Origin of the sequence: Gemmobacter aquaticus, from assembly GCF_007859075.1 — a bacterium.
In the GTDB taxonomy this organism is placed as follows: domain Bacteria; phylum Pseudomonadota; class Alphaproteobacteria; order Rhodobacterales; family Rhodobacteraceae; genus Gemmobacter; species Gemmobacter aquaticus.
The window spans coordinates 114,275-126,528 of the sequence record NZ_VOAK01000020.1 but is presented as its reverse complement, the minus strand read 5'-3'; the positions used below and the strand labels follow the sequence as shown (position 1 = coordinate 126,528).

At 64.7% G+C, this 12,254-nt stretch carries 13 protein-coding genes and 5 tRNA genes; 10 read left to right on the top strand and 8 right to left on the bottom strand.

Annotated features, from left to right (window positions below; translation table 11 throughout):
- Positions 1-436: 436 nt before the first annotated feature.
- From FQU74_RS10355 to FQU74_RS10330, 6 genes are all read left to right on the top strand, one after another.
- Positions 437-511, top strand: a tRNA-Gly gene (locus tag FQU74_RS10355).
- A 30-nt stretch (positions 512-541) separates the two neighbouring features.
- Positions 542-616, top strand: a tRNA-Gly gene (locus FQU74_RS10350).
- Positions 617-729: 113 nt separating this feature from the next.
- Positions 730-804 (top strand) — tRNA-Gly (locus FQU74_RS10345).
- 129 nt (positions 805-933) lie between these two features.
- Positions 934-1,521, top strand: coding sequence for an imidazoleglycerol-phosphate dehydratase HisB (gene hisB / locus FQU74_RS10340; RefSeq protein ID WP_146286391.1), 588 nt, complete (start codon positions 934-936; stop codon positions 1,519-1,521).
- A 58-nt stretch (positions 1,522-1,579) separates the two neighbouring features.
- The gene (hisH, locus tag FQU74_RS10335; RefSeq protein WP_146286390.1) at positions 1,580-2,218 is read left to right on the top strand and encodes an imidazole glycerol phosphate synthase subunit HisH; all 639 of its coding nucleotides are present in this window, start codon (positions 1,580-1,582) and stop codon (positions 2,216-2,218) included.
- Positions 2,218-3,129: a glutaminase gene (locus tag FQU74_RS10330; RefSeq protein WP_146286389.1), complete on the top strand. Its 912-nt coding sequence runs from the start codon at positions 2,218-2,220 to the stop codon at positions 3,127-3,129. Before hisH ends, FQU74_RS10330 begins: the two co-directional genes overlap by 1 nt.
- Here FQU74_RS10330 and FQU74_RS10325 read toward each other — a convergent pair.
- Positions 3,126-3,983 (bottom strand): DMT family transporter, encoded by an 858-nt coding sequence (locus tag FQU74_RS10325; protein WP_146286388.1) that lies wholly within the window; start codon positions 3,981-3,983, stop codon positions 3,126-3,128. The two genes, FQU74_RS10330 and FQU74_RS10325, sit on opposite strands and share 4 nt — an antisense overlap.
- Positions 3,984-4,044: 61 nt before the next feature.
- A complete protein-coding gene (locus FQU74_RS10320; RefSeq protein WP_146286387.1) occupies positions 4,045-4,428 on the bottom strand; it encodes a DUF2147 domain-containing protein in 384 nt (127 codons plus the stop codon).
- A 148-nt stretch (positions 4,429-4,576) separates the two neighbouring features.
- On the opposite strand from FQU74_RS10320, the gene hisA reads away from it, so the two are divergent.
- The 3 genes from hisA to FQU74_RS10305 all read left to right on the top strand — a co-directional run bounded on the left by hisA (position 4,577) and on the right by FQU74_RS10305 (position 6,463).
- A complete protein-coding gene (gene hisA, locus FQU74_RS10315) occupies positions 4,577-5,296 on the top strand; it encodes a 1-(5-phosphoribosyl)-5-[(5-phosphoribosylamino)methylideneamino]imidazole-4-carboxamide isomerase (RefSeq protein ID WP_146286386.1) in 720 nt (239 codons plus the stop codon).
- Between the two features lie 97 nt (positions 5,297-5,393).
- Positions 5,394-6,155, top strand: coding sequence for an imidazole glycerol phosphate synthase subunit HisF (hisF, locus tag FQU74_RS10310; protein WP_146286385.1), 762 nt, complete (start codon positions 5,394-5,396; stop codon positions 6,153-6,155).
- A complete protein-coding gene (locus FQU74_RS10305) occupies positions 6,152-6,463 on the top strand; it encodes a phosphoribosyl-ATP diphosphatase (RefSeq protein ID WP_146286384.1) in 312 nt (103 codons plus the stop codon). Before hisF ends, FQU74_RS10305 begins: the two co-directional genes overlap by 4 nt.
- 24 nt (positions 6,464-6,487) lie before the next feature.
- On the opposite strand, the gene FQU74_RS10300 is transcribed toward FQU74_RS10305, so the two are convergent.
- Together FQU74_RS10300 and rlmB are read right to left on the bottom strand one after the other, a co-directional pair.
- Positions 6,488-6,904 carry a CoA-binding protein gene (locus FQU74_RS10300; RefSeq protein WP_146286383.1) on the bottom strand — a complete coding sequence of 139 codons (417 nt, stop codon included), beginning with the start codon at positions 6,902-6,904 and terminating at the stop codon, positions 6,488-6,490.
- 173 nt (positions 6,905-7,077) lie between these two features.
- Positions 7,078-7,866: a 23S rRNA (guanosine(2251)-2'-O)-methyltransferase RlmB gene (rlmB, locus tag FQU74_RS10295; protein ID WP_146286382.1), complete on the bottom strand. Its 789-nt coding sequence runs from the start codon at positions 7,864-7,866 to the stop codon at positions 7,078-7,080.
- A 130-nt stretch (positions 7,867-7,996) separates the two neighbouring features.
- On the opposite strand from rlmB, the gene FQU74_RS10290 reads away from it, so the two are divergent.
- A tRNA-Tyr gene (locus FQU74_RS10290) sits at positions 7,997-8,080 on the top strand.
- A gap of 157 nt (positions 8,081-8,237) precedes the next feature.
- Here the strand turns inward: FQU74_RS10290 and FQU74_RS10285 are convergent.
- The 4 genes from FQU74_RS10285 to gcvH form a co-directional block, all read right to left on the bottom strand.
- Positions 8,238-8,313, bottom strand: a tRNA-Ala gene (locus FQU74_RS10285).
- Between the two features lie 84 nt (positions 8,314-8,397).
- Positions 8,398-8,841 carry a thioredoxin TrxC gene (gene trxC, locus FQU74_RS10280; protein ID WP_146286381.1) on the bottom strand — a complete coding sequence of 148 codons (444 nt, stop codon included), beginning with the start codon at positions 8,839-8,841 and terminating at the stop codon, positions 8,398-8,400.
- Between the two features lie 115 nt (positions 8,842-8,956).
- Positions 8,957-11,797 (bottom strand): aminomethyl-transferring glycine dehydrogenase, encoded by a 2,841-nt coding sequence (gene gcvP / locus FQU74_RS10275; RefSeq protein ID WP_146286380.1) that lies wholly within the window; start codon positions 11,795-11,797, stop codon positions 8,957-8,959.
- Between the two features lie 80 nt (positions 11,798-11,877).
- Positions 11,878-12,237, bottom strand: coding sequence for a glycine cleavage system protein GcvH (gene gcvH / locus FQU74_RS10270; protein WP_146286379.1), 360 nt, complete (start codon positions 12,235-12,237; stop codon positions 11,878-11,880).
- Between the last annotated feature and the right edge of the window lie 17 nt (positions 12,238-12,254).

Here is a 12,254-nt window from a genome sequence, read left to right as displayed (position 1 = left end):
CCAGGTTGCGGGCTACAGATCCTGACAGTTTCCCTTTGCACCCAATGCCCGACAGAACTTATCAACTATTTGTTTTTGTTGCATTTTTCTTGACCTTATCATTTTCGCGCCCTAAGTGTTTGCTCAAGGAAGACATGGCCGCCCCTTCCTGACAGGAACGTGGCAGCCAATCGCAAAGCAGCAAGCCAGCACCAGCTTTTCGCCAGTGCCAGCCAGCCACTCTCCCCCGAACACCCAGACCTGCCCGGTCGCGCGCCAGCACCAGCCATTTCGCACGTGCCAGCCAGCCCCCCAGCACATTCAAGGCATCAAGGGGCCGCCAGGGCCCCATTCCGCCCTGCCGCCCCCTGCGACCAAATTTCTGCGTGACCTCCGTCTTTTTCCCCTTGCGGCCTCCGGCATGATCCCATAAATCCGCCTCCACCGAACCGGCAGCGCGGGCGTAGCTCAGGGGTAGAGCATAACCTTGCCAAGGTTAGGGTCGTGAGTTCGAATCTCATCGCCCGCTCCAGTTCGGATACCCGGCCGCAAGGCCAAGGATGCGGGCGTAGCTCAGGGGTAGAGCATAACCTTGCCAAGGTTAGGGTCGTGAGTTCGAATCTCATCGCCCGCTCCAATCGAAGCAGGCGGCCTTCGGGCCGCCTTTCGCTTTTCTGGCCCCCGCGCACGCGCTACCGAAATCCCCCTTGCGGTGCTGCGCATCACCCGCTAGAAGCCCCATCACGGAGTGCGGGCGTAGCTCAGGGGTAGAGCATAACCTTGCCAAGGTTAGGGTCGTGAGTTCGAATCTCATCGCCCGCTCCAGTCGAACAGGGCGGCCCTCGGGCCGCCCTTCGTCGTTTTGGGCTCAAGTGCCCGGCTCGGCTGCACAAACCCTTCCCTCGCGCCGCCGCCCGCCCTATAACGCCCGCGACACCGCAAGCGGAGAGCGTCATGCGCAAGGCCGAAATTACCCGCCGCACAGCAGAGACCGAAATCTCGATCGCCGTCGATCTGGACGGAAGCGGCCGCTATGACATGCAATCGGGCGTGGGCTTCTTTGATCACATGATGGACCAGTTGGCCCGCCACTCGCTGATCGACATCACGCTGCGCGCAAAGGGCGACCTGCACATTGACGACCACCACACCGTCGAGGACACCGGCATCGCGCTTGGACAGGCACTGACACAGGCGCTTGGCGACAAGCGCGGTATCCGCCGCTATGGCGAATGCAGCCTGCCGATGGATGACGCGCAGGTGCATTGCGCGCTTGATCTGTCGGGGCGGCCCTTCCTTGTGTGGAATGTCCCCTTCCCGACCCAGAAGATCGGCACGTTCGACACCGAGCTCGTGCGCGAGTTCTTTCAGGCGCTGGCCACCCATGGCGGCATCACGCTGCATATCGACCTGCGTCATGGGGTGAACAGCCACCACATCGCAGAGGCGGCCTTCAAGGCCGTGGCGCGGGCGCTGCGCATGGCGGTAGAGACCGATCCGCGCAAGGCGGATGCGATCCCGTCGACCAAGGGCACGCTCTGACCGACACTGATAGCCGCAGCACCCCGGTGCCTGCGGCCAAAGCGAAAAAGGCCATTCCATGCTGACCGTCCTCGTCGATTATGACAGCGGCAACCTGCATTCCGCCGAAAAGGCCTTTGCCCGCATGGCGCAAGAGGTGGGCGGAGGCGAGATCCTCATCTCGTCGCGCCCCGAGGATGTGGCGCGCGCCGATCGCATCGTGCTGCCCGGCGATGGCGCCTTCCCCGCCTGCCGCCGCGCGCTCGGCGAATATGGCGGGCTGTTCGAGGCTATTGCCGAGGCGGTTCGGATGAAGGGCCGGCCCTTCATGGGCATCTGCGTTGGCATGCAGATGATGGCGACCTGGGGCCGCGAGTATCAGGACACCCCCGGCTTCGACTGGATCGGCGGCGAGGTGACCCGTATCACCCCCACCGACCCACATCTGAAAGTGCCACACATGGGCTGGAACGATCTGGTGATCGACAACGCCCACCCGGTGCTTGAAGGCATCTCGACCGGGGACCACGCCTATTTCGTCCACTCCTACGCTTTCCGCGTGGACAAGCCCTCGGAGCGGCTCGCCCATGTCGACTATGGCGGGGACGTCACGGCGATCATTGGCGCGGGCAATATGGTGGGCACCCAGTTCCACCCTGAGAAATCCCAGGCGACCGGCCTGCGCATCATCGGAAACTTCCTGCGCTGGACCCCCTGATGGACCTGCAAGCGATTCTCGACGGTATCGGGGCCGAGATGGCGGCCGCGCCCGAGCGCGGTCGCGTCGCCGACTATATCCCGGAACTCGCCCGGGTGTCGGTTGACCATTTCGGCATGGCGGTCTGCACGGCGGATGGGCAAACCTTTACCGCGGGCGAGGCGACGACGCCCTTCTCGATCCAGTCGATCAGCAAGGTGTTCACGCTTGCCATTGCGCTCGGGCGTCTTGGCGACCAACTCTGGGGCCGCGTCGGGCGTGAGCCGTCCGGGCTTGCCTTCAACTCGATGATCCAACTGGAGCATGAGCGCGGCATCCCCCGCAATCCGTTCATCAATGCGGGCGCCATCGTGGTGACCGACGCAATCCTCGCCGGCCACCAGCCGCGCGAGTTGCTGGGCGAGATCCTGCGCTTTCTGCGCGAGGCGGCGGGCGATGATGACATCCACATCAACCGGGCCGTCGCGGCATCGGAACAGGCGCATGGGCACCGCAATCTGGCGTTGGCGCATTTCATGGCGGCACATGGCAATCTGCTGCACGCGCCGGAACTGACCTGCGGCACCTATTTCCACCAATGCGCCATTGAGATGAGCGCGCTGCAACTGGCCCGCGCCGGGCGCTTCCTGATGGGGGGCGCCGACGGCGGTCGGATCCTGACGCCCGCCCGGCGGCGGCGGATCAACGCGCTGATGATGACCTGCGGGCATTATGACGGATCGGGTGAATTCGCCTATCGGGTGGGCCTGCCGGGAAAATCCGGCGTCGGCGGCGGAATCCTCGCGGTGGCACCGGGACGCGCCTCGATCGCAGTCTGGTCCCCCGGCCTGAACGCCCAGGGCAATTCGCAACTGGGCACCCTTGCGGTGGAGCGGCTGACCCGCGCAACTGGCTGGTCGGTCTTCGGCTAGACCCGCCGCGCAACTGCCCAGAGTCCGGCGGCAATCAGGGCAAAGCCTGCATAGTGCTGCAGCTCCAGCCGCTCATCCAGAACCAGCGCGCCCAGAAGGGCCGCCGAGACCGGGATCAGGAAGGTCACCAGAAGCAGTCGCACCGCCCCGGCCGAGGCGAGCAGACGAAAGTAGATCGCATAGGCCAGAGCGGTGGAAAGTGCGGCAATGCCGATCAGCGCGCCCATAACGCGCCCGCCGGGCCAGTCGAGCATCCAGGGCCGGTCAACCAGCAGCCACAGCGGCGTAACGATGACGGCCGCCGCCGTCACCTGCCCAAAAGCCGCCTGCATCGGCGCAACGCCCATCGCCTTGAACCGCCGCCCCCAGACCCCGGCAAGCGCATAGCTGAAGGCTGCCGCGAGGCAGGCCACCATCGCAGGCAAGGCGCCCGCGCCGCCCCCTGCCATGATGACCACGCCCGCAAATCCCGACAGAAGCCCCGCGAGACGCAGCCGTGTCATCCGCTCGGCCCCCGCGACATGGGCTACCACCACGCCAAACAGCGGCGTCGTGGCATTGTGGATCGCCGCGAGGCTGCCACTGACCTCACCCTGCGCAAAGGCAAAGAGGCTGAATGGTACGGCGTTGTTCAGAAACCCCATGACCATCAGTGCGCGCCAGACCGCCCACCCGCGCGGCAGGGATGCACGCCCCGCGTTCAGCATCAGCGCGATCAGCACGGCGCCCAGCGAGACGCGTGCCCAGACCACGCTCAGGGGCGGAAGGCGCTCCAGCGCGATCTCCACGAACAGGAAAGACCCGCCCCACAGCAGGGACAGAGCGATCAGGCGGGTCCAGTCCTTGAGTTCCATGGCAGGCTCCCTTTGTCAGAAACCTGCCGCAGCGGGACGCTGGCTGCGACCCGCTTTCTGCTTATTTGATCCGGGTCCAGGTCTGGGCCTTGCAGAACAACCCACCAGCCACGCAACCCGAAAGCTTCATCGAATCGCCTGAGATCACCATCTTGCCGGTGTAGATCTTGTCATTCGAGGGCCGCCAGACCTGGCCTGCATAGCTGCCGTCGCCTGCAGGCACCATGTCGATCACGATCTGCTTGCCAAGGTTGGGCGAGTTGAACTCGGCGCCGTCCTTGAAGGATTTGCTGATCTGGCCACAGAACGCCGGGCCGCAAGGGGCCATGGTCACATGGGCATAGGCACCATCGTCCTCTTGCGTCTGCCACAGGCCCTCTGCCGGATCGGCCTGCGCCACACCGGCGACCAGCGCCAGCACAGCGGCGGCAATCATCGTCTTCATCGGGTTCTCCTCCCCATACTTCCTCTTGGCAATGTTCCGCACGCGGCCGGGATTCCCGCAAGCATGACGTTGCGGCCCCTGATCGGACTTGCCCAAGCGCCGCGTGCATGCCAAACCGCCCGCAAGCAGCAAATGCCGGAGCAAGCCCATGATCCTTTACCCCGCAATCGACCTGAAAGACGGCCAATGCGTGCGCCTTTTGCGGGGCGAGATGTCGGCGGCAACCGTCTTTGGCGACGACCCCGCCGCGCAGGCCGCCAAGTTTGAGGCCGCGGGCTGCGAATGGCTGCACCTCGTCGACCTGAACGGCGCCTTCGCCGGCGCGCCGGTCAACGGTGCGGCCGTCGAGGCAATCCTGAAGCGCATCAAGGTGCCTGCCCAGCTTGGCGGCGGCATCCGCGACATGGCCACGATCGAGATGTGGCTGCACAAGGGTCTCTCCCGCGTCATCCTCGGCACCGTCGCCGTGGAAAACCCCGACCTCGTGCGCGAAGCCGCACGCGCCTTCCCCGGCCATGTCGCCGTGGGGATCGACGCCCGCAAGGGCTTTGTCGCGACCAAGGGATGGGCCGAGGAAACTACCGTGCAGGCCACCGATCTCGCCCGCAGCTTTGAAGACGCTGGTGTTGCCGCCATCATCTACACCGACATCGACCGTGATGGTGCCATGCAGGGGCCGAACATCGAGGCGACCGAGGCACTGGCCCGCGCCGTCACCATCCCCGTGATCGCCAGCGGCGGCGTCAGCCGGATGGACGACCTTATCGCCCTTCGCGATACCGGCGTGATCGCAGGCGCCATCTCGGGCCGTGCGCTCTATGACGGCGCCATTGACCTCGCCGCAGCGCTGAAAGCTCTTCAGTCCTGATTTCTTCTTTTCCCAAATATCCTGGGGGTGAGGGCCGCATGGCCCGAGGGGGCAAAGCCCCCTTCCCCCGTCCCGCCCCGCACGCTAAGGTCGGCCCATGCTGAAAACCCGCATCATTCCCTGCCTCGACGTGGCCGATGGCCGCGTGGTGAAAGGCGTGAACTTCGTGAACCTGATCGATGCGGGCGATCCCGTCGAGGCCGCCAAGGCCTATGACGCCGCCGGCGCGGATGAACTGACCTTCCTCGACATTCACGCCACCCATGAAAATCGCGGCACCATGTTCGATCTGGTGACCCGTACGGCCGAGCAATGCTTCATGCCGCTGACGGTGGGCGGCGGCGTCCGCACGCCCGAAGACGTGCGCGCCCTGCTGCTCGCCGGGGCTGACAAGGTCTCGTTCAACTCGGCCGCCGTGGCCGACCCCGATGTGGTCGCCCGCAGTGCTGACCGTTTCGGCAGCCAGTGCATCGTCGTCGCCATCGACGCAAAGACCGTGGCGCCCGGAAAATGGCAGATCTTCACCCATGGCGGGCGCAAGCCCACGGGCATCGATGCGGTCGAGTTTGCCCGCACCGTCGCAGCCAAAGGCGCGGGCGAGATCCTGCTGACCTCGATGGACCGCGACGGCACCAAGGGCGGCTACAACCTGCCGCTCACCCGCGCCATCGCCGATGCGGTCTCGGTTCCGGTCATTGCCTCGGGCGGCGTCGGCACGCTTGACCACCTCGTCGAAGGTGTAACCATCGGCGGCGCGTCAGCGGTGCTGGCCGCGTCCATCTTCCACTTCGGCACCTATACAATCGGCGAGGCCAAAGCCCACCTGGCCGCAGCCGGCATCCCCGTGAGGCTGACATGAGCGTGCTTCAGGCCCTGGCCGCAACCATCGCCGCACGCAAAGGCGCAGACCCTGACAGCAGCTGGACTGCCAAGCTGCTGACCAAGGGCCCCGAGAAATGCGCCGAAAAGTTTGGGGAAGAGGCCGTCGAGGCGATCATCGAGGCGGTCAAGGGCGACCGCGACCGCCTGACATCCGAGGCGGCAGATGTGCTTTACCACCTGCTTGTCATGCTGGCCGCACGTGATGTGACCTTGGCCGATGTGGAGGCCGAGCTTGCGCGGCGTGAAGGCAAATCCGGTATTGCCGAAAAAGCCGCGCGCAAATAGGCGTGGATCAAAGCACCGGCCGGATCAAAGCCCCAGACGCGGGATCTCGATCGCCGGGCAGCGGTCCTGTACCACCTGCACCCCCCTCGCCTCGGCCTCGGCCGCGGCCTGCGCATTCGTGATGCCAAGCTGCATCCAGATCGCCTTCAGACCCGGCAGCCTCAGCGCCCCCTCGACGACCGGCGGCACAGCCTCAGACCGGCGGAAGATTTCGACCATATCGACCGGCCCCTCGATTTCGGCCAGCGATGCGCGCACGGTCTCACCCAGGGCGATCTGCCCGGCGGCACCCGGATTGACCGGAATCACCCGATATCCCCGCGCCGCCAGATAGGCTGCGACCCGATGGCTGGGCCGGTCCGGCTTTGGCGACCAGCCGACCATGGCAATTGTCTTCACCTCGGTCAGGATGGACCGGATCTTTGCGTCAGTGTCAGACATCACATCATCTCGCGCAGAAAAAAGCGCCCGAAGCGGGGGCCCGGGCGCCAGGTGTGGAACGAGGGACAGTAAAAGGAAGGGACGGGGGTTCCATACCCGCTCTCCAATTCATCATATGGGCACTTTGCCGGGCGAATAAAGTGCAGGCAGCCCCCAGTCGCAGGAACGTGAACTCAGCGCTGGCTGACGGCATAAAGCGCCACCGCCGCCGCGTTGGAGACGTTGAGCGAACCGAACCCGCCCGGATAGGGAATGCGCACCAGCCTGTCACAGGTCTCGCGCGTTTTTTCGCGCAGGCCCGGCCCCTCGGCGCCCATGACAAGCCCAATGGGGCGCGTTCCGGCCTCGACCACAGCCTCGGCCAGCGTCACCTCGGCCTCGCCATCGAGGCCCAGCAGAACAAAGCCCATCTCGCGCAACTCGTCCATCGCCTCGGCAAGGTTGGTGACGCGCAGATAGGGCTGGCGTTCTAGCGCGCCGCTTGCGGTCTTGGCCAACGCGCCGGTTTCGGGCGCCGAATGGTGGCGCGGTGCGATCACGGCGCGGGCACCGAAAACCTCGGCCGAGCGCAGTACGGCGCCGACGTTATGCGGATCGGTTACCCGGTCGAGAAGCACGACAAGCGGTGCCCCCAAGCCAGAGATTGCCACATCGGCAAGCTTGCCCCAGTTGAGCGGCTTCACCTCAAGCGCGGCACCCTGATGGACCGAACCTTCGTCGATCGGCACGCTGAACTTGCGCGGGTCGACGATCTCGGGCTCGATCCCGGCTTGTGAAACGGCATCCTCAAGCTTGTCAAAAGCGTTCTTGGTCAGCACCAGCCGCAGCTTCTGACGCGCCGGGTTCAACAGCGCATCACGCACGGCATGCAGGCCGAACAGCCAGACGGTTTCGCTGGCCGCCGCGCGCTTGGCGCGTTCCTTGTCGATGACCCAGGCCGGTTTCTTGGCGCCGCCGCTCATGTTTCTTCCCCTTCAGATCGTGGCGCGGACAATGCGCCGGGGGGCCTACCGGCTGCAAGCGAAAATCCTTCACTTTCCGCGCCGTCGCCCCTTGACGACCCCGGCGCCCCCGGATACATCCCCCGCCAGTGGGCGACGTGCTGCAAGGTGCGGCAGCGGACTGTAACTCCGCCGAGGCGACTCGTGCCTGGTTCGATTCCAGGGTCGCCCACCATCCTCCGACAGATATTGAGGAATTTCCACCTCTGCGCTGAGCCATGTGGACGCAGCACTTCGCAGGCCGTCCACGACAAGGCCGCGTGCAGCCACAGCACGTCAATCAATCAGCCAAACCTTTGCGAAAGCTCAGAGATTTTCGGGAAGGAAAGGTCTGGTGGAGCAGAGGGGGATCGAACCCCTGACCTCGTCATTGCGAACGACGCGCTCTCCCAACTGAGCTACTGCCCCTCGACCTGAGCCGGGTTGTGGCGAATCGTGCCTGAATTGTCAAGCATCGCAGGATTGCGCAGGGTCGTTGGGCAGGCCCGTTTGTCACATACGCCCTGCAAGGTTCTGGCGCACGAAATCGGCAATCTGCGCGGCGGGGCGGGCGCCGGCCAGGCGGGCAACCTCGCGCCCCCGATCGTAGAGGACAAGCGCCGGAATCCCCATGATCTTGGCGCGCGAGGCCACGTCCGGGTGGTCTTGAGTATTGAGCTTGACGCAGCGCACGTCTGGCGCAAGCGCCTGCGCCGCTTTGGCGAACTCGGGCGCCATCATCCGGCAGGGGCCGCACCAGGGCGCCCAATAATCGACCAGCAAGGGCAAATCATCGCTTCGGATCGCCTTGTCATGGCTTTTGGCATCAAGTTCGCGCACCTTGCCATCATCAAGCGGCTCGCCGCAGATGCCGCATTTTGGTCTTTGCTCAAGCCGTTCGCCTGCGACACGGTTGATCTGTCCACAAGAGGTGCAGGTCAGTTTCACGCTGGTCATTGGCTTCCCCAAAACACATTCACCTGCCCGAATATATTGGAAGCCATCATCTCGGGTGCAAGTCCACACGATGTGGAAAAGGGGCGGCATTTGCAGCCGCCCCCCTTTGGATGCCTCACTCGGCCGCCTGGGCGTAGCTTTCAACCGGCGGGCAGGTGCAGATGAGGTTCCGGTCACCATAGACGTTGTCGACGCGCCCCACCGGCGGCCAGTACTTGTCCACACGGAAGGCACCGGGCGGGAAGCAGCCCTGCTCGCGCGGGTATTTGCGCGTCCAGTCTGCAACCAGATCTTCCACCGTGTGCGGCGCGTGCCGCAGCGGGCTGTCCTCGGCCGAGATCTCGCCGGCCTCGACCGCCTTGATCTCGGCCCGGATAGCCAGAAGGGCTGTGATGAACCGGTCGATCTCGGCCTTGGTCTCTGACTCGGTCGGCTCGACCATCAGCGTACCTGCGACGGGCCAGCTCATGGTCGGCGCATGGAAGCCATTGTCGATAAGGCGTTTGGCGATGTCGTCCACCGTGACGCCCGCTTCGGCGAAGGGGCGCGTATCGAGGATGCATTCATGCGCCACGCGGCCGCGGTTGCCCATGAAGAGCACCTCATAGGCACCCTTCAGGCGTGCCGCGATGTAGTTGGCGTTCAGGATCGCCACGCGGGTCGCCTGCGTCAGCCCCTCGCCCCCCATCATCAGACAGTAGGCCCATGAGATCAGCAGGATCGAGGCCGAGCCATAGGGCGCCGCGCTGACCGGGCCTTCGGCACCGCCGGTTTCGGGATGCCCCGGCAGATGCGGCGCCAAATGCGCCTTCACCCCGATCGGCCCCATGCCGGGGCCGCCGCCGCCATGCGGAATGGCAAAGGTCTTGTGCAGGTTCAGGTGGCTTACGTCGCCGCCGATCTCGCCCGGCTTCACCAGACCGACCATCGCGTTCATGTTCGCGCCGTCGATATAGACCTGCCCTCCGTGGTCATGTGTGATCTTGCAGATCTCGCGCACCGTTTCTTCGAACACGCCATGCGTGCTGGGATAGGTGATCATGCAAGCCGCAAGGTTTGCACCCGCTTCGGCCGCCTTGGCGCGGAAATCCTCGACATCGACGTCGCCGTTGGGAGAGGACTTCACCACAACGACCTTCATGCCCGCCATTTGCGCCGAAGCCGGGTTGGTGCCATGGGCCGATACCGGGATCAGACAGACGTCGCGGTGCCCTTCACCACGCGCGCGATGATAGGCCTGAATGGTCAGAAGGCCCGCGTATTCGCCCTGCGCACCCGAGTTGGGCTGCATGGAGAAGGCATCATATCCGGTGATCTGGCACAGCTTCTGCGACAGATCCGCAATCGCCTCGGCATAGCCCGCCGCCTGATCCACCGGAACAAAGGGATGCAGCGTGGAAAACGACTGCCAGGTGATCGGCATCATCTCGGCTGCAGCGTTCAGCTTCATGGTGCAGGACCCAAGCGGGATCATCGCGCGGTCGAGCGCGAGGTCGCGATCCGAAAGCCGCCGCATATAGCGCATCATCTCGGATTCCGCGCGGTTCATGTGGAAAACCGGATGGGTCAGCACCTCGGATTCCCGCAGCATCTCGGACGGGAAGCCAAGCTCGGCCTCGGCCGGGGGGGCCTGATGGATACCAAAGGCGCGCAGCACACGGATCAGCACGTCTTCGTTCGTGGTCTCATCAAGGCTGATGCCGACATGGTCGTTGCCGACCTTGCGGAAGTTTAGCCCCTCAAGCCGGGCCGCAGCGAGGATGCCCGCCTGCCCCACGCCGACGTTGACCGTGATCGTGTCGAAAAAGGCCTTGGGCGGCAGCGTGGCGCCAGCGTCGCGCAGCGCGCGGGCCAGCCGCACGGTATAGCTGTGCACCCGCTCGGCAATGGCGCGCAGACCTTTAGGCCCGTGGAACACGGCATACATGCTGGCCATCACCGCCAGCAGCGCCTGCGCGGTGCAGACGTTGGAGGTGGCCTTCTCGCGCCGGATATGCTGCTCGCGCGTCTGCAGGGACAGCCGGTAGGCCTTGTTTCCGCGCGCGTCGATCGACACGCCCACGATCCGCCCGGGCATCGCGCGCTTGAAGTCGTCGCGACACGACATGAAGGCTGCATGCGGCCCGCCATAGCCCATCGGCACGCCAAAGCGCTGCGCCGACCCGACCGCGATATCCGCCCCCATCTCGCCCGGCGCCTTGAGCATCATCAGCGCGAGAAGGTCGGTCGCGACCACGGCCACGGCCTTGGCCGCGTGCAGCGCATCGATCCACGGCGCGAGGTCACGCACATGGCCCCAGGTACCCGGATACTGGAAAATGGCGCCGAAAACCGCGCCCGCATCCATCGTCTCGGGATCTCCCACAATCACCTCGATGCCGAGGGGGAATGCGCGGGTGCGGATCACCTCGATTGTCTGCGGGTGGCAGTGATCATCGACAAAGAAGGCGCGCGCCTTGGACTTCGCCACGCGTTCGGCCATGGCCATGGCTTCGGCGGCGGCGGTCGCCTCGTCCAGAAGGCTTGCATTGGCCACCGGCAGCGCGGTCAGGTCGGCCACCATGGTCTGATAGTTCAAAAGCGCCTCAAGCCGGCCTTGCGCAATCTCTGGCTGATAGGGCGTATAGGCGGTGTACCAGGCCGGGTTTTCCAGAATGTTGCGCTGGATGGCAGGCGGCGTCACAGTGCCATAGTAGCCCTGCCCGATCAGGCTGGTCATCACCTTGTTCTTGGCCGCAACGCCACGCATCTTTGCCAGCAACTCATGCTCGGACAGCGGCGCCCAGTCGAGCGGGTCGGTCTGGCGGATGCTCGCGGGGATCGTCTCGTCGATCAGCGCATCAAGCGTCGGCACGCCCACCGCCTTCAGCATCTCGGCCATCTCGGCCGGAGAGGGACCGATATGGCGGCGGTTCGCGAAATCATAGGGGTTATAGTCGGTCGGCGTGAAGCCCATCTCACCACATCCTGTGCAGCGGCATCCGGGGATCGCCTCGCAATCACCCGGAGCCGGAATGTTCACCGGTTACCGGCCGTTCAGCCGATCAGCTCGTTGTATTCGTCTTCGTCCATGAAATCGTTCAGCACGGCCAGATCGTCGATCTTCATCTTGAAGAACCAGGCCGTGCCCGTCGGATCTTCGTTCACAAGGCCTGGATTGTCGGAAAGCGCCTCGTTCACCTCGACGATCTCGCCATCGACCGGGGCCAGAATGTCAGAGGCGGCCTTGACGCTTTCGATCACGCAGACCTCGTCACCAGCGGCAACCTGCGTTTCCGGCTCGGGCAGTTCGACAAAGACAACGTCGCCAAGGGCTTCGGCGGCATGCTGGGTGATGCCCACCACCACAAGCTCGCCCTCGACGCGCAGCCATTCATGTTCTTTGGTGTATTTCATCTCTTTTGGCTCCCAGG